The following is a 21,486-nucleotide window of genomic DNA, read 5'->3' on the forward strand; positions in this document are numbered from 1 at the left end:
ATGCCGGCTCCAATCAATCCTTCGGAGCGGCGCGCGCCATCAGCGCGTCCATGTCGATGAAGTGGCCGGCACGGTCGCGCTTCGAGGCGAGATAGCGAACATTATGGACGTTCGGGCGGCCGAGCACACGCTGGGTCGCAGCGACTTCGAGCCCTGCGGCCTTGATCGCCCCGACCTTGAGCGGGTTGTTGGTCAGCGCCGTGACGCTGGAGACGCCGAGTTGCTTCAGCATGGCGGCGGCGAAGTCGAAATGGCGCTGGTCGAGATCGAAGCCGAGCACCTCGTCGGCGTCGTAGGTGTCCCAGCCCTGGCTCTGCAGCTTGTAGGCGCGCATCTTGTTGGAGATGCCGTTGCCGCGGCCCTCCTGGTCGAGATAGAGCAGGATGCCGCCCTCGTTCTGCGCCATCCACTGCACGGTCTCGCGCAGCTGGTCGCCGCAATCGCATTTCAGCGAGCCGAACAGGTCGCCGGTCAGGCAGGCGGAATGCAGCCGCACGGGCACGGCAGTCGAGAGATCAGGTTTGCCGACGATGATCGCGACCTGATCGCGCAGGCCCTCGCCGCCGCGGAAGACGACGAACTCGGTATCTGGAGCTCCCTCCAGCGGCACCGGCGCACGGCCGACGATAGAGAGGCGGGCGACCTGCGCGGCGCGATAGCCGTTGACGGCCTCGATGGTGACCTCGATCAGCGGCTCGCCGGCGACCTGGGCCGCCGACACCGGCACCAGGATTACAGCCGGCAGCACGAGTGAGAGACGCGCCAGTTCGAGCGCAGCGTTGTCGAGCGGGCCGGCCGGGCCGACAGGCGCATCGACGCGGGCGTCGAGCTTCAGCGCAAGGGCCTCGATACGGGCCAGATCGATTGCCGGCATGGCGAGGATGCCGGTTTCCGCACGGCCCTTGGCGCCGAGACGGCGCAGGCGCGCAGCGCTCAGCACGAGGCGAGCATGGCCAGCGGAAAGATCGTCGAGACGGGTGGCGAGCTCAGCCTCAGCGAGCTCGGCCGCCAGCGCCAGCGCCAGCTCTCCGCCATGGCGCAGAAGCACGGGGCGGGCAGCGCGGAACTCGGCGAGAGCGCGGTCGACGGTGACCAGATCGGTTTCACCCGGCCGGCCGAAAAGCGTACGCGACTGAGGCATCGGAAGGTCCGTCAGATTGCGCCCAAAAGCGGCGGAGGAAGTGTACTTGCTACGCGCGTCTCACTCGGATGGATGCACCCGGTACAACGTCGCGTTCCTAACAACGTGTCCGTTTCTGCGTGGTTCCCAAGACAGTGCCTGCAATCCATCTGATCGGCAGCGGATTGCAGACTGGCGTATAAAAGCGCGAGATTGAACACCAGATGAATAGTCTCAGCAGGAGCCGAATATGGCGATCGGGAGCGTCGAAGGGAAATGACGCAGCGACATGACGAGGTGACAACTGGCGCGGGACGCTTCGCCTACAGCCGGGGGGCGCGGACCCTGCACTGGATCACGGCCGCGGCGGTGTTCGTAATGGTGCCGCTCGGGTTCGCCATGACCTATCGCGGCAACACGCTCGATATCTGGGACGGGGTGACCGACGCGCTCTATTCGACGCACAAGCTGATCGGCTTCCTCGTGCTCTGGCTCAGCGCCGGCCGATTGATCTATCGGCTGCTGCGTGGCGCACCGCCCGACGAGCCGACGCTGGAATGGTGGCAGAAGGCCGCTTCGCACCTCGTCCACTGGGCGCTCTACGGTCTGCTGCTGATCGTGCCGCTGCTCGGTTGGATCGGCATCACGCTGTTTCCGTCGCTGACGGTGTTCGGTCTGTTCGACCTGCCTGCATTGGCCGCGCCCAATGAGGAGGTGGCCAAGCGGGTGCTCTTCGTCCATGGCTGGGTCGCTATCCTGCTGGCGCTGCTGGTCTGCGGGCATATCGCGGCCGCGCTCTTCCACTATTTCATCCGCAAAGACGGTGTGCTGCGCCGGATGCTGCCCGGGCTGAAGTAAGGCTCACCATTCCGCCGGTAGCGCCGTCCCGTCGATGATCTCGGCGAGGCGGCGGCGAGTGCCCGGCGTCGTCTTGTCGGGCAGGGCGGAGAGCGGGAAGAAGCGCGCTTCGGCGATCTCGTGATCAGGCTGCTTCGACGTGCTCTGCGTGAAGGCGCGGACGATGAAGACGGCGACATGATCGCGGTCGGAGGTATGGCGGTTGAGGAAGACGCCGTGCAGCACGGCCGGAGCGGTCAGCGCGACGTTCGCTTCCTCGCGCAGTTCCTTGGCGACCGCGTCGGCCAGGGTCTCGTTCGGCTCGACGCCGCCACCGGGCAGGTGCCAGCCGGGGGTGTAGGTGTGGCGCACCAGCAGGACTTCGCCGGCCTCGCTCAACACGGCGGCGCGTACGCCGAGCGTCATGCCGCGGCTGAGGCGGAAATAGAGGTGCAGGCCGCGGCCGGCCAATCGCCGAAGCCCTCGCGGTACCAGTTCTATTCCCGCCGCGCCGGAGCGCGGCCCGGATCCATCCTCATTGCTCATGATTTGGGCAGATCCCAGTGCCAGGTTAATTCTACATGCGCTGTGTGCATATCAGAACTCTATTTCGCCTCTCGATATAACACAAACGCGCCTTATATGAGAGCTACGAACTTCGCATCACCACTGGGGAATTGTCATGCTTCTCGCCTTCATCACTGCTCGTCTGAACGCCAAGCCCCGCTTCGTCTGGAAGCCGGCTGTCACCCTGACCGATCCGCGCATCGTCTCGGAGTTGATGGGCTCGGCCAACTGAGCCTTTCAGGCTGCGTCATCTTCGCCCGCCGCCGCCGTCGCGCTTGACGCGGCGCGGGCGTTGAAGGCAAGCGCTGGAGCGTGTTCACGCTCGCGCATCTCTCCGACCCGCATCTCGGGCCGCTGACCAAGTTCTCGCTGCGCGAGCTGCTCGGCAAGCGCGCGACCGGATACGTCAACTGGCGACGCAAGCGCCGCCATGCTCATGACATGGAGATTCTCGGGCTGATCGTCGCCGACATCCTGGCGCAGAAGCCCGACCATATCGCCTGCACCGGTGATGTCTCCCATATCGGCCTGCCGACCGAGTTCAAGACGGCGCTCTCCTTCCTCGACACGCTCGGTCCGCGCGACACTGTCAGTTTCGTGCCGGGCAATCACGATTGCTATGCCCGCTCGTCGCTGTCGGCGCTGGCGCGCGAACTCGCGCCCTGGTGCGCCAGCGACGGCGGCGAGGCCGGTTATCCCTGGTATCGCAAGCGCGGGCCGGTCGCGCTGATCGGGATGAACACAGGCATCCCGACCATGCCGCTGATGGCGACAGGGCGGGTCGGCTCGGCCCAGATCGCCGCGACCGAGAAACTGCTGGCGCAGGCCAAGGCCGAAGGGCTGATCCGCGTCGTGCTGATCCACCATCCGCCCTATGTCGGCGGCGCGCGGCGCACGCGTGAACTGATCGACGCCGATGCCTTCGAGGCGATGCTGCGCCGGGCCGGGGCCGAGCTCGTGCTGCACGGCCACAACCACCGTTTCTCGCTGGCCTGGCGGCGGGGTCTCGACCACGACGTGCCGATCGTCGGCGTGCCCTCGGCCTCGATCGGCCTGCGCGGCGGCCATGGCGAGCTCGCCTGCTGGCATCTCCTGCGCATCGAGGGGCCGCCGACGGCCCCTCACATCAGCCTGGAGCGCCGTGCCTTCGATCTCGACGGCACGGTCAAGCTGCTGCAGTTGATGCCGCTGACGGGCGGGGGGATGGTCTGACGGCGTCGCCGTCAGACGCAGCGGCCGCCGTCGACCGCCAGCACCGAGCCGGTCACCATCTCGGACTCGTCCGAGCACAAGAACAGCGCTGCGTTGGCGATGTCCTGCGGCGTCGAGAATCGGCCCCAGGGGATCGTCGCGGTGAAGGCCTTGCGCTTCTCCGGCGTGTCCTCGCCCATGAAGGTCGCAAGCAGCGGCGTCTCACCGGCGACCGGGGCGATGGCGTTGACGCGGATGCGATCTGGCGCGAGCTCGACCGCCATCGACTTCGAGAGCAGGTTCGCCGCGCCCTTCGAGCCATTGTACCAGGTCAGGCCGGGGCGGGGGCGGACGCCCGCGGTCGAGCCGATATTGAGGATGACGCCGCCGCCATGCTCGCGGAAATGCGGCACCGTCGCCTTGGCCATCAGGTAGATCGACTTGACGTTGACGTCGAAGACGCGGTCGAACTCGGCCTCGCTGACATCGAGCATCGGCTGGTTGCGATGGCTGATGCCGGCATTGTTGACGACGATGTCGAGGCGGCCGAAGCGCGCGATCACCTTCGTCACGGCGCTGTCGACGCTCTTGCCCTTGCCGACGTCGCAGGCGACCGCGAAGGCCTTGCGGCCGATTGCTTTCGCCGCTTCCTTCGCCTTGTCGCCGTTGATGTCGAGCACGGCGACACGGGCGCCCTCGCGTACGAAGGTCTCGGCGATGCCGAAGCCGAATCCTTGCGCCGCGCCGGTGATCAGCGCGGTCTTGCCCTTCAGTCTCATGGTGTTCCCTCGGAAAGCGTTTTGCCCGGCGACTGTGGGGCGATTTGGCGGCCGAGATAAATACGCTTTCGCGATTGGGCGGATAGCGGAATTGTATGGGCTGAGTGGCCAATCACGCTGTTTGGCATTGTCGTCATGGTCGGGCTTGTCCCGACCATCCACGTCTTCACTGATCGCGTGTGGTGTTCAAGACGTGGATTCTCGGCACAAGGCCGAGCATGACGGGGACAGCGTTGGCCGCTTTACGCCTCGATCTCCTCGCGCAGCATCTCCAGCGCGAGCCAACGCTCCTCGGTCTGCGCGATCTCGCGTGTGACCTCGTCGAGCCTTGCCGTCGCCTTGGCGAAGAGCCTGGGATCGCGGGTGTAGAGATCCCCGGCCAGCGCCGCGTTGAGCTTGCCAGCTTCGGCCTGCAGCTTCTCGAGCTGCTGTGGCAGGGTTTTCAGCGCATGCTGTTCGTTGAAGGAGAGCTTGCGCCTGGTGTTGGCCACGCCCGCCGTTGAGGAGAGCTTTTGCGGCTCCGCTGCGGCAGCCTTCACCGGAACGGCCCGTGCCTTGGCGCCGACGCCGCGCCCACGTTGGGCCAGCATGTCGGAATAGCCGCCTGCGAACTCGGTCCAGACGCCGTCGCCATCCGAAATCAAGGTCGACGAGACCACCCGGTCGAGGAAGTCGCGGTCGTGGCTGACCAGCAGCACCGTGCCGGAATAGTCGGCGAGCAGTTCCTGCAGCAGGTCGAGCGTTTCAATGTCGAGATCGTTGGTCGGCTCGTCGAGCACCAGCAGGTTCGAGGGCTTGGCGAGGGCGCGGGCCAGCATCAGCCGGCCGCGTTCGCCGCCGGAGAGCGCGCCGACGGCAGTACCGCGCTGGATCGGCTGGAACAGGAAGTCCTTCATGTAGCTGATGACGTGGCGCGGCGTGCCGCCGACCATGACCTGGTCCGAGCCGCCGCCGGTCAACGCATCGCCGAGCGGCGTCGCCGGGTCGAGGCTCTCGCGACGCTGGTCGAGCGTCACCATTTCGAGCGTGGCGCCGAGCTTGACCTTGCCTGAGTCGGGCTTTAGCGCGCCGGTGAGCAGGTTGATCAGCGTTGTCTTGCCGGCGCCGTTGGGGCCGACGATGCCAATGCAGTCGCCGCGCGCGACGCGCAGCGAGAAGTCCTTGACCACCGGCCGGCCGTCATAGGCCTTGGCGATGTCGACGGCCTCGATCACCAGCTTGCCCGAGGCCTGCGCCTCGCTCGCTTCGAGTCGGACCGAGCCGACGGCCTGGCGGGCGGTGCGGCGCTGCTCGCGCAGGCCATGCAGTTCGCCGAGCCTGCGCTGGTTGCGGGTGCGCCGGGCGCTGACGCCGTAGCGCAGCCAGTCCTCCTCGCGGGCGATCTTGCGGTCGAGCTTGTGGCGGTCGAGCTCTTCCTGCGCCAGCACCTCATCGCGCCAGGCCTCGAACTCGCCGAAGCCGCGCTCGACACGCCGGGTCACGCCGCGGTCAAGCCAGATCGTGGCGCGCGAAAGCGAGCTCAGGAAGCGACGGTCATGGCTGATCAGCACCATGGCCGAGCGCAGCGACTTCAGTTCCTGCTCGAGCCATTCGATCACCGGCAGGTCGAGATGGTTGGTCGGCTCGTCGAGCAGCAGGATGTCGGGCTCGGGCGCGAGTACACGGGCGAGTGCCGCGCGGCGCGATTCGCCACCCGACATGCTGGCGGGGTCTTCCTCGCCGGTGAGGCCCAATTCCTCGATCAGATATTGCGCACGATAGGCGTCGTCGCCGGGGCCTAAGCCCGCCTCGACATAGGCGAGCGAGGTCTTGTAGCCGGAGAAATCGGGCTCCTGTGGCAGATAGCGGATGGTCGCGCCCGGCTGGACGAAGCGCTCGGCGCTGTCGGGCTCGACCAGCCCAGCCACGATCTTGAGCAGGGTCGACTTGCCGGAGCCGTTGCGGCCGACCAGGCAGACCCGCTCGCCGGCCGAGACGGCGATCTCCGCGCCCTCCAGCAAGGGCTGGCCGCCGAAGGTGAGCGCGACGTCGCGAAGATGAAGGAGAGGAGCCATGGTGCGCGGGATAGACTGCGGCGGCGCGCCTGTCACCCCGCCGGGTCTTGCCGGGTGGCTCGCCTTGATCCACTATGAGATACGATTTGTATCTCATATGAGATAGCACCCATGAGACAGCCGGCCCTCCGCAAGCCACGCACCGCCCGCATCGGCGACAATGGCGGCCCGCCGCTGCAAGAGAAGAAGCGGAAACCGGCGACCGACAAAGGCGAGATCGGCCATTCCTTCGACTGGCGCTTCGCCCATCGCAAGGCCTGGAAGAAGCCGCGCGAAATCGCGCTCAGGCGGCAGGAGCGGGCCGACGCGCTCGGCCTAACCTATGAGGAATATACGCTCGAAGTGCTGGAGCGCGGCTATTTCCCGCAGGTCGAACATGTCGAGACGATCGTCGCCAAGCGGCCGCAGCGCCGACGCGATGGTGGTGTGGTCGGGCAGTCGCTGAAGGGCAAGCGGCTGAAGAAATAGCGGGCGTCATTCTCGGACGAAGCGAAGCGCAGATCCGAGAATCTCATGACGAGAGAACACTGGTTTCCAAGATGGTCGGCTCAAGGCCGACCATGACGAGCTCCTACGCTCGCAGCACCCGCCGCACCGCCTTCGTCATCGGCCGCTCGAACCAGTGGTAGACCACAAGAGCCGCGAGCACGGCGGCGATCAGCGCCAGCACGATGAAGAGGCCGGTTGCGCTTGGCGCAATGCCGACGAAGACTTCGCGCAGCGCCCGCATGGCGAAGGGGTGGACGAGGTAGAGCGCGTAGGAGGCGTCGCCAAGGAGCGCGAGGGCGCGCACCAGCGCCGAGGGGGCGGTGACGTTGCGACCGCAGGCCGCGGCGGTGACCAGCAGCAGCGCCGCCGGCCCGCGCAGGGCGACGGCGCCCCAGGAGGTCTGCGCCCAGCCCTCGCCGGCGGCGATCACGAACAGGGCGATCCCGACTGCGGCCATGAGCCAGCGCAGGCGGCCGTCGAGCCTGAGGCCGTTCTGGCGGAGCAGGCCGACCGCCATGCCGGCGGCGAATTCGAGCACGATCGGCTGGCCCCAGAAGCCGAAGGGCAAAGGCAGCGGCCCGGCGAAGGCCTGTGCTGCGACCAGTCCGGCGAGCGCCACCGTAACCAGAGGCACGACCAGCCGCCCGGGCGCAAACAGCGCGACGCCGAACAGGACGTAGAACAGTATCTCGTAGTTCAGCGTCCAGCCGAGCGAATAGATCGGCTGGAACTGGCCTGCGACGTTCGGCATCGGCCAGAACAGATAGGAGGTGGCGATCTGCCCGAGGCTCGGCGTGTCGGAATTGACCAGCGCAGGCGAGGCGAGGAGCACGGCGAGGAAGAGCGTGGTCGCGGCCCAGTAAAGCGGCACGATCCGCGCGATGCGCCGGGCGATGAACAGGCGTGCGCCATCCAGCTTGCCGAACAGCCCGGCCGAGGAGTGCACCATGATGAAGCCGGAGATGACGAAGAACAGGTCGACGCCGGCGGTCCAGGGCAAAGCATGCGAAGGCGTGAAGCTGGTGCCGGCCTTTGCTGCGAGGAAGCCGGCATCGGCCTGGACGTGGTGGATTGCGACCATCAGCGCCGCGAGCGCGCGCAGGACCTGGATGCCGTAGAGCTGGGGCAAGGTAGGAATCGTCTTCGAAAGAGGTCAGGTGAGCGCGGTTGCGCTCAGCCAAACCACAAGCGCGCGGGATCGTCGAGGCCGAACCGGCTCGGAGTGGCGGCGATCGCTGCCAGGCCCTGTTCGGCGGCGTCATCGGTGGTGATGACGTTGAGCGCGAAGCGGGCGGCGAGATCCTCGACCGGCGGCTTGCCGGCGAAGACGGCATGGATCGTCGCCTTGTCGGCGAGCGGCAGGATGCGCGGCGCTATGCCGCCGGCGAGATAGACCCCGCCTGTCGCCTTAAAGCCGAGCGCGAGATCGCCGGCAACGCGGGCCAGCAGCCGCCAGAAGCAGACCACCGCCATCAGCGCGGCGGGATTGCCGTCGAGCGCGAGCGCGGAGACATCGGCGGCGCTGACATCGGGCTCCGCTACATCGGATTGAGGCATCACCGCACGATGGAAGCGGATGAGACCGCTGCCGCTAAGCAATTCCTCGACCGTGACGCGTGGCAGCCCCTCGGCCAGAGCAGGCCAGAGCTTCACCTCGGTCGGATCCTCCGGGCCGATGCCGATATGGCCGGATTCGGTCGGCACCAGCATGCCGGTGTCGCCACGTCGCAGCAGGGCGGCGGCGCCGAAGCCGGTGCCGGGACCGAGCACGAGGCGCGGACCTTCAGGCTCCGGTTGGCCGTGGACGAGATTGAACAGGTCACGGTCCCTCAAGACCGCCAGCGAGGCCGCCAGCGCCTCGAAATCATTGACCAGCAGCCCCTGCTCGAAGCCGAGCGCTTTACCAAGCACCGGGCCGTCAAAGTGCCAGCTGGCATTGGTGAGCTGCGCCTTGCGCCCATCGAGCGGGCCGGCGACAGCGAGGATCGCCGAGCGCGGCTTCACCGTCAGGGTCGAGAGCACCGAGCCGAGCGCTGCCTCGGGCGTCGGATGCGCGCCGGTGCTGATCCGGGCCAGCGGCTCATGCAGCGCGCCGGGCGTCGGCACCAGCGAGAGCCGGCAATTGGTGCCGCCGATATCGGCGACGAGGACCGGATGGGGAAAGCGGGGGCCGCTCACGCGTGCTTCTTCCACGGCGAGAACCAGCCGAGGCCTTCGAGCGTGCCGGCGCGGGGACGGTATTCGCAGCCGACAAAGCCGGCATAGCCGAGCGAATCGAGCTGCGTGAACAGTGCGGGATAGTCGGGCTTTGTGCCGTCGGGCTCGTGCCGTCCCTCGGCATTGGCGATCTGGACATGGCCGACCAGCGGGTAGAACGCCTCCAGGCGCGCACCGACATCGCCATGGATCAGTTCGCAATGATACATGTCGAACTGCAGCTTGACGTTCGGCCGGCCGGATTCGCGGACATAGGCCGCGGCCTGGTCGAAATCGTTGAGGAAATAGCCCGGCATGTCCTTGCCGTTGATCGGCTCGAGCAAGAGGTCGACGCCGTGTTCGCCGAGCTTGTCGGCGGCGTAGGCGAGCGAAGCGCGATAGGCCTTTTGCGCTGCCTGATCGTTCGGATCAGTGAGACCTGCCATCATGTGCACGCGCTTGACGCCGGTCTCGTGGACATAGGCAAGCGCGGTCTCGACGCCATCGCGGAATTCCTGCTCGCGGCCGGGCAACGCCGCCATGCCGCGCTCGCCCTTGGCCCAGTCGCCGGGCGGCAGGTTGAACAGCGCCTGCTCGAGCTCGCCACCGGCGAGGGCGAGGCCGACCTTCTCCGGAGCATGCTCATAAGGGAAGAGGAATTCCACCGCCTCGAAGCCGGCCTCGGCGGCCGCCTTGAAGCGGTCGAGGAAGTCCCACTCGTTGAACATCATCGAGAGATTGGCGGCAAAACGCGGCATAGCGGTCTCTTCAGTCAGATTGCAGGCGCAGGCTAACCCGTTCGGTCGGGCACGTCATTGGTAACCTGCGTGGGCGCAGGACGTTCCCCGCTGCGGCGCTCATCAGGCGCCAAGCAGGCGCGGCAGCGACGACATCAGCAGCGCCACCCCCGACAGCGTCAGCAGGGTCAGCACGATGCGACGGAAGGCCTGCTCGCTGATGCCGATATAGAGCCGCCCGCCGAGGAGGGTCGGGATCAGCATCGCCGGTGCGACGATGGCGAAAGCCGGCCACATCGAACGCGTGACGTTTCCCGCTAGCACATAGCCGAGCATGGTGGCGGCGAGCATCGTCAGGTTGAAGTTCTGGACGATGGAGCGCTGCACATCCTTGTCCATGCGGCGCAAGCTGCACCACAGCGTCGGCAGCACGCCGGTGAAGCCGCCGAAGCCGCCCATGATGCCGCCCATCAGGCCGATCGCGCCATCCGCCAGGCGCCCACCGGCGCGGACCGGTGGCAGATGCGGGGCGAACAGCATGATCGGGCACCACACGGCCAGCAGGATGCCGAGCCCGGCCTTGAACAAATTGGCATCGACCAGCGGCAGCAGCAGCACGCCGGCCGGAATGCCGGCGATGCCGCCGAGCAGGAAGGGCCAGAGCCTGGCGAAGTCGAAGCCGCGGCGCATGGTCACGGCCGCGATGGTCTGGCCGGTCAGCCCGCCGAACACCGCCATGACCGCAGCGAGCTTCGGATCGAGCGTCCAGGCCCAGACCGACATGGCGACGAGGCTGAAGGCAAAGCCGGAGAGCCCTTGCACGAAGCCGGCGAGAGCGGCTCCGAGGATGAGGGTCAGGATGGTGGGAGTATCCATGGTCAGGCTTGGTCGATCTCACGCCTCGGCATCAAGGCTCTGGTCGTCCCGGGCGACCGTAGGGAGACCCGGGACCCATTCCGGAACGCCTCAGGCATGGATCCCGGATCGACGCCGCTGGCGCGGCTTGTCCGGGACGACCTCAGAGGGTTCGCGAGCGAGGCTACTTCTTCGCTTCCGGCTTGGCGGGCGGGTTCGGGTCCTTCGAGAAGCCGCGGAAGACCATGTCGGGCGAGGAGGTGTTGTGGCGCGAATGATTGGTGCGGCCCATCCAGACATCGGTCGCCTTGCCGCCGGTGAAGGGCATCAGCGCCTCCTCGCGCCAGCCCTTGGCGCCGGGCTCGCGGATGGCGATGCGGGCGACGTCGTTGTTGAATTCGGTGACATACATCGAGCGCAGCGCGGCGAAGGCCTTGCCACCGGCGACCGGTTTGTCGAGCACGGCGTCGAGCACCATGCGGTTCTCGTCGACGCTGTCGAGCTTCAGCGTCCCGGACGAACCGTCCTTGAAGGCGAGCTTGAAGGAGAGTGTCTTCGGGTCGAAGGCGATCTCCTTGATGTTCACGACGGGACGCGCACCGTCCTGCTCGACCGGGCCGAACAGGAAGGACGAGCCATAGGCCGCTGCCGAAAGCTGCTGCGGCGGCAGTGGCCGGACGCGCCAGTAGCCATCCTGCGGATAGACGACCAGAACCTCATAGGAGCCGGTCTTGCCGAGCTTCCAGAGCTGGACGAGGTGCAGGCCCTTCTCGACGCGGTCGCCGACCCGGAAGGTCGTCTCGGCCGGGCGCCAGAAGCTCTCGAAGGTGTAGCCGACCAGCCAGTACTCGATGCTCTCGTAGAAGGTGATGCGCTGCGGCGGCACCGGCGCCTTGTGGACGGGATCGCCGCTCATGTCGCAATCGGTCCAGTCCGCGTCCCAGTTGTCGCGCAGCAGGCCGGCAATATAGGCCGGATGCGCCGCCTCGATGCGGAAGCGCCTGACCTCGGGCGAAATCGCCTTGATGGTGACGTTGTCCTTCTCGGCGCAGGCGACCTGCTCCGACTCGTTCTTGACCTCGACGGCGACGTCGCCGGCGGCATGTGCCGCGAAGGCGGTCAGCAGAAGCGTCACGGAGATGGCGAGCGGGCGAACGAGAGCGAGCATGGTCATCCTTGGTCGGTTGCGTTCGTGGTCAGCCTGGGCAGCGCAAGATGAACGCAGGCTGAGCCGGGTCATAGAGCCGATATGCCTGCGAAGAAAGCGCGACACCGTGGCAGCTTCCGCAATCGATGCCGGCAAGGCCAGACTGCCCTTGCGAGAGGCGCGCTTTGCGACCTTTCACGAGCGGGGACTGCCTTAGATGCCGAGCTATGTCCTGGCCGCTGGCCTGCTGATGATCCTGATCGCCATCGCCCATTCCGTGATCGGCGAGATCCTGATCTTCCGGCAGCTTCGGGCGGGGACGATCGTGCCATTGCTCGCGCCGGCGCCGCTGCGCGAGCGGCACTTGCGCATCCTCTGGGCGAACTGGCACCTGTGTTCGGTGCTGGGCTGGGGGCTGGCAGCGCTGCTGATCCTGCTCGCGATGTCGCCCGATCTGCCGGCGCACGCCCTTCAGGTCCGGATCATCGCAATCGCGACCTTAGCCGGCTCTGTCCTCGTGCTGTTCGCGACCAAGGGTCGGCATCCGGGCTGGCTCGGCCTGCTCGTCGCGGCGGCGCTCGCCTGGCTCGGGCAGAGCGGTGCGTAATTCTCTCAGCGCGACAGCAGCGCGTAGACGTCGCCGGAATTCGCCTCGTGCGGGAGGTCGCGGAGATGGCTGTGCATGGCCTCAGCATCGACCGGCTCCGGGAAGACCAGTGCCTGGCTTTCGCCCAGTGCGACGTTGAAGCGATAGGGGCCGAGGGCGGCGAGCCGGGCGAGGCATGCCTCAGCGACATCGCGCTGGATGGTGGTGAACTCGAAGGAGAGGGCGGGCGGCGTCTGGTTGAGGCCGGCGAGGACCTGCGCCTCGAAGCCCTCGACATCGATCTTCATGAAGGCGGGCAAGCCGTGCTCGGCGATCAGCGCATCGAGCGTGGTGCAAGGCACGGTGAGCTCGCGATCCCAGACCTGCTCGCGCCAGCCGTCCTGATCCTGCGCCGCGTCGACGAACTCGCCCGAGAGGGTCGAGACGGTGGGGTTGGCGCTGTTGATCCGGAGCGTCGCGGTGCCCTCGCTGTCGCCGCAGGCGGCCTCGACCAGCGTCACCTTGGGATCGCGGCCATGGATCAGGCGCAGCGCCCTTGCCGGCCCGGGCTGCGGTTCGAGCGCCACGACGCGGGCGCCGAGCCGGCGGAAGGAGGAGATGCGGTCGCCGACGTGGGCGCCGATGTCGAAGGCAAGATCGCCGGGGCGCAGGAAGCGGGCATAGAGCGAATCCATGGCGACCTTGCGGACATGGTCGCCATGGTAGACGCGCAGCGAGCGCCCAAGGCTCTTGGCGGTGCCTTTCGGGTAGGCGATCGGCTTCATGGAGCGTTGCCGCCGTGAATCGCGACGATCTCGGCCGGTGGGTTGAAATCCTCGGGGATGCCGCAGAGGCCCGTGCGGGCGAAGAATGCGCCCAGCGCCGGCGCCGCGGTCAGCATGGCGAAGGGGATGGCGAGGATGTAGCCGGCGGTCAGCGGAAGCGACCAGATCAGCACGGTCGGCGACAGCACGGCGAGCGTGCCGAAGATGTAGAGCCCGAACAGCAGATGCGGCCAGAGACCGGCGAAGGCGGTGGCGAAGGAGAGGGCGTGCGCATCGCGCGCCTGGCCGTTCCAGCCGATCCTGGCCTTGCCGAAGACGAGGCCGATCATGAACAGCGTGGTCCGGAACGTCGAGACCGCGCCCTGCAGGAAGGCGAAGACGATCTCGATCAGCGAGGAGACGACGAAGCGCAATGTGCCGCCATAGCGCTGCGTGCCCCCCTTGGTCAGCAGGATATCGGCGAAGCCTGCAAGCTTCGGCGAGAGATACATCGCGAAGAACAGCACGTAGAGGAAGGCGGCGAAGCCCGCGGGGTAATCCGCGATGCCGCGGTCCTCGAGGACCTTCAACGGCAGCAGCGCGATCATCAACGTCCACGCCGGCAGGCCGATGAACATCAGGATCGCCCAGGCGAGCTGGAAGCGACTCATGACTTTCAAGCCCGGAATATCGAGTATTTTCAGGTACTGCAGATTGCCGAGGCACCAGCGCAGGTCGCGCCGGGCGAATTCGAGCATGGTCGGCGGGTTCTCCTCCCAGCTGCCGGCCTCGATCGGCAGCACGCGAACCTCGTAGCCGGCGCGGCGCATCAATGTCGCCTCGACCTGGTCATGGCTCATGATCGGCCCGCCGAGCGGCGGCCCGCCCGGCACGGTCGGCAGATGGCAGTGATCGCGGAAGGGCGCGATCCGAACAAAAGCGTTGTGGCCCCAGAACGGGCCGCAATCGCCGATCCACCAGGCCGAGCCCATGGTGTAGGGCCGCATGCCGTGGCGCATGCCGAACTGGAAGATGCGGGCGAAGGCCGATTTGCTCGGCATGCCGACGACGAGGCTCTGCAGGATACCGAGCTTCGGATAGGCCTGCATCATCCGGGCGAGCTTCACGATGGCGTGGCCGGACATGACGCTGTCGGCGTCGAGCGGCAGCATCAATTCGTAGCGATCGCCCCAGCGTTCGCAGAAATCGCGGACATTGCCGGCCTTGTAGCCGGCATTGTCGCTGCGGCGGCGATAGACGATGGTGCAATCCTCACCGGCGTCGCGCGAGAGCTCGGCCGCAAGCGCCTCCTCGCGGGCTGCCACCGCGGGGTCATTCGTGTCGGAGAGCACGAAATAATCGAACCAGCCGCCTTCGCCGGTGGCGTTGAGGCTCTCCTTGACGATGCGCAGCCGCGCAAAGGCGCGGGCCGGGTCTTCGTTGCGCAGCGTCATCAGCACGGCAGTGCGGACCGCGAGCGGTGTATCGGCCTCGCCGGCAGCGGCGAAGGGGGCGACCTGATCGACCCCGTCCCTGGTGCCATGCAGCAGCCAGAGTCCGATCACGGCATTCCAGAAACCGAGTACCGTCCAGGGCGCGCCGAACAGGAAGGCGATGAAGATCGCGATGTCGGCAAGGCTCCAGCCGCCGGCCGAGAGCACGCGCGACAGGCCGTAGAGCAGCGCTGCCAGCGTGACGAGGTTCAGGGCCGCGACGAGCCAGCGCCGCGCCCGCAAGGTGGAGAAGGACTGCAGCCCCGCCGGCGTCAGCCTGGTGTCCTCTTGCGCCGCCGCCTGGAACGTGGTCGGAGCGGGACGCTGGTTCATGGCGGTTTCCGTCATGGGCTCATCAGGCTGGCGGGGAACGGCGCGGAGGGCGATGCGTGGTAAAGCCGGCAATTGCAAACGAAGCAAGCGCGCAGGCGACCGCGCTCTGGTATGCCGCCGCGCGTGAATGCGTCCTGAACACGGAAGAATTGCCCGCGCCGGGGCCGGACGACTGCCTCGTGCGCACGCTCTGGAGCGGCATCAGCCGCGGTACCGAGCGGCTGGTCTTCGAAGGCCGCGTGCCTGCGAGCGAATATGAGCGCATGCGAGCCCCCTTCCAGCAGGGCGCGTTTCCGTTCCCGGTGAAGTACGGCTACTGCGCCGTCGGCATGGTGGATGCGGGGCCGGCCGAGCTGCTCGGCAAGCGGGTCTTCTGCCTGCATCCGCATCAGGACCGCTTCGTCGCGCCGGTGGACCGCGTGGCCGTGGTGCCCGAGGGCATCCCGGCGAGACGTGCCGTGCTCGCCGCGAACATGGAAACCGCGCTCAATGCGCATTGGGATGCCGGCTCCGGTCCGGCCGATCGGATCGTCGTGGTTGGCGGCGGCGTGCTCGGCCTGCTCACCGCCTTCATCGCGGGCAAGCTTCCAGGCGCGGAGGTGACGCTGGTCGATCTCGACGAGAGCCGCGCCGGGCTCGCTGAGATGCTGGGCTGCCGCTTCGCGCTGCCGGCAGACTGCCCGCGGGACGCCGATCTCGTCTTCCATGCCAGCGCGAGTGCCGCCGGCCTCGCCACGGCGATCGCCGCGGCCGGCTTCGAGACTCGGATCGTCGAGCTGAGCTGGTATGGCGAAGGGAGCGTCGCGGCACCGCTTGGCGGCGCCTTCCATGCGCGGCGCCTGCAGCTCGTCTCCTCGCAGGTCGGGCAGGTTTCACCCTCGCGGCGGGCGCGGTTCGATTATGCCCGCCGTACGCAGGCCGCTCTGGCGTTGCTGGCGGATGAACGGCTCGATGCGCTGATCACTGACGAGATCGCGTTCAAGGATGCGCCTTCGCACCTGCCGGCGCTGTTCGCCGGCGCAGGGCTGACGGCGGTTCTGCGCTATTGACGTCGCGCCCCGGCCTTCGCCAAGACTGCGCGCGCTGAAGGAGACTGCCCATGTTTTCCGTCGAAGTCCGCGATCGCATCATGATCGGCCATTCGCTGCCGGACCCATTCTTCGGCCCGGCGCAGGCGATGCATGGCGCGACTTTCGTCGTCGATGTCGCCTTCTTCCGCGAGAACCTGACCCGCCAGAACGTCGTGGTCGATATCGGCGCGGCGCTCACCGTGCTGAACCAGACGCTGAAGCCGCTGAATTACCAGAACCTCGATGCCCTGCCGCAGTTCGCGGGCGTGCTGACCACCACCGAATTCCTCTGTAAGTACATCTTCGATGCGATGGCGGCCGCGGCGCGCTCCGGCAAGCTCGGCGCGGACGCCGCCGGTCTCGCCAAGATCCGCGTCACCCTGCACGAGACCGACCTGGCGCGGGCGAGCTATGAGGGCGCGCTCGCGTGACGTCCTGCCGGGCAGACGCGTCGGATGGCGCGACCTACCCTCTCCCCCCTTGTGGGGGAGAGATGGAGAGGGGGGTAGTCAGCCGTGCGGCTGATCGCAGGCGATTCAGCGCTCACCCGGTCACCCCCCTCCCAACCCTCCCCCACAAGGGGGGAGGGCTTGGCGTCGTGCCTCATTTGGGCCGGGTATCGTGAGCGAGATCGTCTTCGCCATTCCCGGCGATCTGTCGCTGCCAACCGGCGGCTATGGTTATGGCCGCCGGCTCCTGGCGGAATGGCGCGAGATGGGCGTCGCGGCGCAGCATCTGCAGCTGCCGGGCGGCTTCCCGAACCCGAGCGAGACCGATCTCGCCGAGACTGGCCGGGCGATCCTGTCGCAGTCCTATGACAGCGTGCTGCTGATCGACGGGCTCGCCTATGGCGCCTTTCCGGAGAGCATCGCGGCCGGGCTCGCCGGGCGTGTCGTCGCTCTGGTGCATCATCCGCTCGGGCTAGAAACGGGACTGTCGCCGGTGCAGGCGGCGGAGTTCGTCAGGCGCGAGGCGGCGGCCTTGCGCTATGCGGCCGCTGTCATCGCCTCCAGCGAGACGACCAAGCGGTTGCTCGTTGCCGATTTCGCTGTGCCGGCGGAACGCATCACCGTGGCCGAGCCCGGTGTCGATCCAGCCGCGCGGGCTGTCGGCTCAGGTGATGGCGAGACGGTCAAGTTGCTGGCGGTCGGCTCGCTCGTGCCGCGCAAGGGCTATGACGTTCTCGTCGCGGCGCTGGAGGGGCTGGCCGACAGGCCGTGGCGTCTCACCATCGTTGGCGCCGATGATCGTGCCCCTGCGACCACAGCCGCTTTGAAGGCGCAGATCGCCGCTGCTGGGCTGTCCGGGCGGACCAGGCTTGCCGGTGCATTAGGGCAGAGCGAGCTCGACATGGCCTATGCGAAGGCTGATCTCTTCGTCATGCCCTCGCTGTTCGAGGGCTATGGCATGGTGCTGACCGAGGCATTGGCGCGCGGCCTCCCGATCCTGTGCACCACCGGCGGCGCGGCGGCCGAGACGGCGCCGGACGACGCTGCGCTGAAAGTGCCGCCGGGCGATGTGGCGGCGTTACGCGCGGGGCTGGCACGGTTGTTGGATGATAGAGACGAGCGTCAGCGCCGTGCCGACGCGGCCTGGCAGGCGGCCGGCGCACTGCCGCGCTGGCGGCGGACTGCGACGATCGTCGCTGAAGTGTGTGCGAAGGTTATTCCATGAGCGGATTTTCTCCCGATTGGCTCGCTCTGCGCGAACCGGCCGACCATGCCGCACGCAATCCGCAGGTGCTGGCTGCGGTCGGCTCGACCTTTGCCGGACGGCAATCGCTCTCCGTCGTCGATCTCGGCTGCGGTGCCGGCTCTAACCTGCGCGGCAGCTACAGCGCGCTGCCCGTGCGCCAGCACTGGACGCTGGTCGATGCCGATAGTCGCCTGCTCTCGGTGGCGCGGCGCAAGCTCGCCGAATGGGCCGACGAGGCGCAGGAGCAGGGCGAGGAGATCGTCCTGCGCAAGGACGACAAGACGCTGACGGTCGATTTCCGCCAGGCGGACCTCAACAAGGAACTCGAATGGGTGCTCGGCTGGCAGCCCGACCTCGTCACCGCCGCCGCGCTGTTTGATCTCGCCTCGGCGCGCTGGCTCGAGCGCTTCGTCGCCTCGCTCGTCAGCATGCGGCTGCCGCTCTACACTGTGCTGACCTATGATGGCCGCGAGAGCTGGGAGCCGGCGCATGCCGACGACCAGCGCATGCTCGCCGCCTTCCACCATCACCAGCGCAGCGACAAGGGCTTCGGTCCGGCGGCCGGGCCCGATGCCACTGAGGCGCTGGCGCAGGCCTTCCGCAAGGCTGGCACTGCGGTCACCGTCGGCGAAAGCCCTTGGCAGCTTGAAGCGGGCCAGCCCGATCTGATCCGCGAGCTGGCGGCCGGGATCGCCGCTGCCGTTGGCGACACCGGGCATGTCGCGCCGGAGGCGATCGCGGGCTGGCTGGAGGCGAAGCGGAGCGCGACCTCCGTCCGCATCGGCCATCAGGACCTCTGGGCGCGGCCAGTCTGACGCTGGCGCCATTGCCATTCCTGCCGAATTCGGCCATTCCGCGAACCCGACCATGACCTCGCTTCCCCTCACCATCCGTCAGGAATTGCCCGGCGACGCCGCGGCGATCGAACGCCTGCACGAGCGCGCCTTCGGGCCGGGACGCTTCGCGCGCACAGCCTTCCGTTTGCGCGAGGGCGCTCCGCCTGATCCGGCGCTCTCCTTTGCCAGTCATGTCGGCACCTTTCTGGTCGGCGCGGTCCGGGTGACACCGGTTCTGGCCGGTGGCGCGCCGGCGTTGATGCTCGGCCCGCTCACCGTCGACCCTGCCTTCGAGGGCCGGGGGATCGGGGCAGCGCTGATGAACGCGGCGATCGAGGCGGCGCGCGAGCACGGCCACGAATTGATCCTGCTGGTCGGTGACGCGCCCTATTACGCCCGCTTCGGCTTCAAGCCGGTGAGTCCGGGCCAGCTCGTCCTGCCCGGCCCGGCCGATCCGGGGCGCTTCCTGGCGCTGGAACTTGTCGATGGCGTGCTGGCGCAGCGCAACGGCGCAGTAGCGGCGCTGCGCTGAGAGAGGCGTCATTCTCGGGCGAAGCGAAGACCCGAGAATCGCCTGACGAGAAGGCTCAGACTAGAGCCTCATCCGGCCTGAGATGCTCGGGTCAAGCCCGAGCATGACGGCGGCGTTTACGCCTCGCGCTTGAATCTCCGGCCGCTCTCGCCGATCCAGCCGGCGACCAGTGCGCCGAACAGGATGGCGAGTCCGATCAGCCCGACGAAGAGCGGCGAGATCGAGACGCCGCGGACGATGCCGGAATCGCTGATGCGCAGGCCGATCCAGTCGGCGCCGGCGAATTGCCGCCCGGAGCGGACCGGCACGATGCGCGGGATGGTGACGCCCGAGCCGTTCTCCTGCCCGATCCGGCGCGAGGAGCCGCCGGTCGCTTCCGCCAGCGCCTGGAGTTTGGCGGGATCGCTGACCACCTCCATCAGCTCGCGCGGGTTTTCCGGGCCGATGTTGGCGAAGGCCGTGAGGTTCTCGGTGGTGATCTTGTGCAGGCCGAATTCGCTTGCCGCGGTGCGGGCGACGAAGAGGCCGGGGCGGCCGGCCTCGAAGGGCACGGTGCGGACCGAGCCGTCGGGCGCGGTGATGATCGCCGGCGCCGGATTGTCGCCAAGCGTCTGGCGCTCGATCTCGATGTTGCGGCCGCGGGCGCTGGCGCGCAGCGCCTCCTCTTCGAGATCCGGCTCCTTCATCAGCCAGTGGCCGAGCCGGCGCAGCAGGTCGAGATGCGGGCCGCCATCGCGGAAGCCGCGGGCCCAGAGCCAGGCATGATCGGAGAGGAAGAGCGCGACACGGCCCTTCTGCTCGCGTGCCAGCAGCAGGAGCGGGCGCTCGCCCGGCCCTGTCATCACCGCCGAGCCCGAGCGGGTGCGGGCGCCGACCATGCGCAGCCATTCGCCCCAGCGCGGCGGTTCGGTCTCGGAGCCCGGTAGGTCGCGCGTGACGGGGTGGCGCTTGCCCGGCTCGCTGACGCGGGCGCGATAGGCCTCGTCGATGACGCTGCCATCGGGCTGCGCCGGCAGAATCTGGCCGAGCGGGGTGCGCGCCAGTGACTGGGCGCCGGAATATTCCGGCCCGGCGGCGATCAGGAGCGCGCCGCCGTCGCGGACATAGCGGACGATGTTGTCGAAATAGACCAGCGGCAGTATCGACTGGTTGGCGTAGCGATCGAAGATGATCAGGTCGAAATCCTTGATCTTGACCTGGAAGAGCTCACGCGTCGGGAAGGCGATCAGCGAGAGCTCGTTGATCGGCGTGCCGTCCTGCTTCTCCGGCGGGCGCAGGATGGTGAAGTGGACGAGGTCGACATTGGCGTCGGCCTTGAGGAGGTTGCGCCAGGTCCGCTCGCCCGGATGCGGCTCGCCGGAGACGAGGAGCACGCGCAGCTTGTCGCGCACGCCCTCGATGGTGATGACGGCGCGGTTATTGGCGAGTGTCAATTCGTCGGCGATCGGCGCCGCCTCGATCTCGATCACGTTCGGGCCGCCGCGGTCGATGCGGACCGGGACCTGGATCGTCTCGCCGGTGATCGCCTCGCGCCGGGCGATGATCTCGCCGTCGCGGCGCACCGTGATCGCGGCGCGGCCCGGCCCGCCCTTGTCGACGACGCGCAGGCGGACGTTCTGCTCCTTGCCGACGATGCCGAAGCGCGGCGAATCGACCAGGACGATGCGTCGGTCGATCTCGCGCTCGCGGCCGGTGGTCAGCACATGCAGCGGCGCACGTAGGCCGAGCGCCTCCGCCGTAGCGGGAGCGTCATGGGCGAGCCCGTCGCTGAGCACGATCGCCCCGGCGACGCGTTCGGATGGCACGTCGGCGAGGCCGGAAGCGAGCGCCTCGAACAGGCGGGTGCCATCGCCGGCGCCCTGCTGATCGGTGACTTCGATGGTGCGCGTCTCGACGCCGGAAATGCCGCGCAATTGCCGCTCGACCTCGGCCTGAGCAGCTTGCGTCTGCTGGGCGCGATCGGCGAGGCGGTTCGAGGCGGACTTGTCGACGACGACAGCGACGACGTCCTTGACCGGCTCGCGATCCTCGAAGACGAGCGAGGGGTCGGCCAGGGCGACCGCAAGCACGGCGAGCGCCAGCGCACGCAGGATCGCGCTGCGCCCGGCCAGCACGAGCGCCATGCCGGCGGCGACCGCGGCCAGAACGGCCAAGCCGATCAGGAGCGGCAGCGGGACGAGCGGGGCGAAGGTCAGGCTCCACATC

21 protein-coding genes are annotated in these 21,486 nt (G+C 67.8%); 9 read left to right on the top strand and 12 right to left on the bottom strand.

The genetic code is table 11. From position 1 onward, the window contains the following. Positions 1–13: 13 nt before the first annotated feature. The gene (gene ribA / locus B6S44_RS23355; RefSeq protein WP_129159289.1) at positions 14–1,141 is read right to left on the bottom strand and encodes a GTP cyclohydrolase II RibA; all 1,128 of its coding nucleotides are present in this window, start codon (positions 1,139–1,141) and stop codon (positions 14–16) included. Positions 1,142–1,396: 255 nt separating this feature from the next. Here ribA and B6S44_RS23360 point away from each other — a divergent pair, with 255 nt between their 5' ends. After that, a complete protein-coding gene (locus B6S44_RS23360; protein WP_129159290.1) occupies positions 1,397–1,978 on the top strand; it encodes a cytochrome b in 582 nt (193 codons plus the stop codon). A gap of 3 nt (positions 1,979–1,981) precedes the next feature. Here B6S44_RS23360 and B6S44_RS23365 read toward each other — a convergent pair whose 3' ends face one another. Beyond that, a complete protein-coding gene (locus B6S44_RS23365; RefSeq protein ID WP_129159291.1) occupies positions 1,982–2,503 on the bottom strand; it encodes an NUDIX domain-containing protein in 522 nt (173 codons plus the stop codon). Positions 2,504–2,836: 333 nt separating this feature from the next. Between B6S44_RS23365 and B6S44_RS23370 the strand changes: the two genes are divergently transcribed. Continuing rightward, positions 2,837–3,736, top strand: a complete 900-nt coding sequence (locus tag B6S44_RS23370) for a metallophosphoesterase family protein (RefSeq protein ID WP_129159292.1) — start codon at positions 2,837–2,839, stop codon at positions 3,734–3,736. A gap of 11 nt (positions 3,737–3,747) precedes the next feature. Here B6S44_RS23370 and B6S44_RS23375 read toward each other — a convergent pair whose 3' ends face one another. Both B6S44_RS23375 and B6S44_RS23380 read right to left on the bottom strand, forming a co-directional pair. Next, positions 3,748–4,494 (bottom strand): glucose 1-dehydrogenase, encoded by a 747-nt coding sequence (locus B6S44_RS23375; RefSeq protein ID WP_129159293.1) that lies wholly within the window; start codon positions 4,492–4,494, stop codon positions 3,748–3,750. 242 nt (positions 4,495–4,736) lie between these two features. Then, positions 4,737–6,548: an ABC-F family ATP-binding cassette domain-containing protein gene (locus B6S44_RS23380; protein ID WP_129159294.1), complete on the bottom strand. Its 1,812-nt coding sequence runs from the start codon at positions 6,546–6,548 to the stop codon at positions 4,737–4,739. Between the two features lie 111 nt (positions 6,549–6,659). On the opposite strand from B6S44_RS23380, the gene B6S44_RS23385 reads away from it, so the two are divergent. Continuing rightward, positions 6,660–7,016, top strand: coding sequence for a hypothetical protein (locus B6S44_RS23385; RefSeq protein ID WP_206735232.1), 357 nt, complete (start codon positions 6,660–6,662; stop codon positions 7,014–7,016). A gap of 103 nt (positions 7,017–7,119) precedes the next feature. Here B6S44_RS23385 and B6S44_RS23390 read toward each other — a convergent pair whose 3' ends face one another. The 5 genes from B6S44_RS23390 to B6S44_RS23410 all read right to left on the bottom strand — a co-directional run bounded on the left by B6S44_RS23390 (position 7,120) and on the right by B6S44_RS23410 (position 11,993). Next, positions 7,120–8,166, bottom strand: a complete 1,047-nt coding sequence (locus B6S44_RS23390; RefSeq protein WP_129159295.1) for an acyltransferase family protein — start codon at positions 8,164–8,166, stop codon at positions 7,120–7,122. Between the two features lie 44 nt (positions 8,167–8,210). Then, on the bottom strand, positions 8,211–9,215 hold the full coding sequence (locus B6S44_RS23395) for a glucokinase (RefSeq protein WP_164985936.1): 1,005 nt from the start codon (positions 9,213–9,215) through the stop codon (positions 8,211–8,213). Further along, a complete protein-coding gene (gene otnI / locus B6S44_RS23400) occupies positions 9,212–9,991 on the bottom strand; it encodes a 2-oxo-tetronate isomerase (RefSeq protein ID WP_129159297.1) in 780 nt (259 codons plus the stop codon). The genes B6S44_RS23395 and otnI overlap by 4 nt, the downstream gene beginning before the upstream one ends. Positions 9,992–10,093: 102 nt before the next feature. Further along, positions 10,094–10,846 (bottom strand): sulfite exporter TauE/SafE family protein, encoded by a 753-nt coding sequence (locus tag B6S44_RS23405; protein WP_129159298.1) that lies wholly within the window; start codon positions 10,844–10,846, stop codon positions 10,094–10,096. 163 nt (positions 10,847–11,009) lie between these two features. Then, complete coding sequence (locus tag B6S44_RS23410) at positions 11,010–11,993, bottom strand: hypothetical protein (RefSeq protein WP_248309733.1); 984 nt, start codon at positions 11,991–11,993, stop codon at positions 11,010–11,012. Between the two features lie 196 nt (positions 11,994–12,189). On the opposite strand from B6S44_RS23410, the gene B6S44_RS23415 reads away from it, so the two are divergent. Then, complete coding sequence (locus B6S44_RS23415; protein WP_129159300.1) at positions 12,190–12,579, top strand: hypothetical protein; 390 nt, start codon at positions 12,190–12,192, stop codon at positions 12,577–12,579. 5 nt (positions 12,580–12,584) lie between these two features. On the opposite strand, the gene B6S44_RS23420 is transcribed toward B6S44_RS23415, so the two are convergent. Together B6S44_RS23420 and mdoH are read right to left on the bottom strand one after the other, a co-directional pair. Further along, positions 12,585–13,343 carry an FkbM family methyltransferase gene (locus tag B6S44_RS23420; RefSeq protein ID WP_129159301.1) on the bottom strand — a complete coding sequence of 253 codons (759 nt, stop codon included), beginning with the start codon at positions 13,341–13,343 and terminating at the stop codon, positions 12,585–12,587. Then, on the bottom strand, positions 13,340–15,148 hold the full coding sequence (gene mdoH, locus B6S44_RS23425) for a glucans biosynthesis glucosyltransferase MdoH (protein WP_248309734.1): 1,809 nt from the start codon (positions 15,146–15,148) through the stop codon (positions 13,340–13,342). Before mdoH ends, B6S44_RS23420 begins: the two co-directional genes overlap by 4 nt. 56 nt (positions 15,149–15,204) lie before the next feature. On the opposite strand from mdoH, the gene B6S44_RS23430 reads away from it, so the two are divergent. From B6S44_RS23430 to B6S44_RS23450, 5 genes are all read left to right on the top strand, one after another. Further along, positions 15,205–16,197 carry a zinc-dependent alcohol dehydrogenase gene (locus B6S44_RS23430; protein ID WP_465246139.1) on the top strand — a complete coding sequence of 331 codons (993 nt, stop codon included), beginning with the start codon at positions 15,205–15,207 and terminating at the stop codon, positions 16,195–16,197. A 50-nt stretch (positions 16,198–16,247) separates the two neighbouring features. Beyond that, on the top strand, positions 16,248–16,649 hold the full coding sequence (locus B6S44_RS23435; protein WP_129159303.1) for a 6-pyruvoyl trahydropterin synthase family protein: 402 nt from the start codon (positions 16,248–16,250) through the stop codon (positions 16,647–16,649). A 190-nt stretch (positions 16,650–16,839) separates the two neighbouring features. Further along, on the top strand, positions 16,840–17,892 hold the full coding sequence (locus B6S44_RS23440; protein WP_129159304.1) for a glycosyltransferase family 4 protein: 1,053 nt from the start codon (positions 16,840–16,842) through the stop codon (positions 17,890–17,892). After that, positions 17,889–18,728, top strand: a complete 840-nt coding sequence (locus B6S44_RS23445; RefSeq protein WP_129159305.1) for a class I SAM-dependent methyltransferase — start codon at positions 17,889–17,891, stop codon at positions 18,726–18,728. The genes B6S44_RS23440 and B6S44_RS23445 overlap by 4 nt, the downstream gene beginning before the upstream one ends. A gap of 52 nt (positions 18,729–18,780) precedes the next feature. Further along, the gene (locus B6S44_RS23450; RefSeq protein ID WP_129159306.1) at positions 18,781–19,281 is read left to right on the top strand and encodes a GNAT family N-acetyltransferase; all 501 of its coding nucleotides are present in this window, start codon (positions 18,781–18,783) and stop codon (positions 19,279–19,281) included. A 116-nt stretch (positions 19,282–19,397) separates the two neighbouring features. On the opposite strand, the gene B6S44_RS23455 is transcribed toward B6S44_RS23450, so the two are convergent. Beyond that, positions 19,398–21,485 (bottom strand): hypothetical protein, encoded by a 2,088-nt coding sequence (locus tag B6S44_RS23455; RefSeq protein WP_129159307.1) that lies wholly within the window; start codon positions 21,483–21,485, stop codon positions 19,398–19,400. Position 21,486 lies beyond the last annotated feature (1 nt).

Source organism: Allobosea sp. Tri-44 (assembly GCF_004123845.1).
Taxonomy (GTDB): Bacteria; Pseudomonadota; Alphaproteobacteria; order Rhizobiales; family Beijerinckiaceae; genus Allobosea.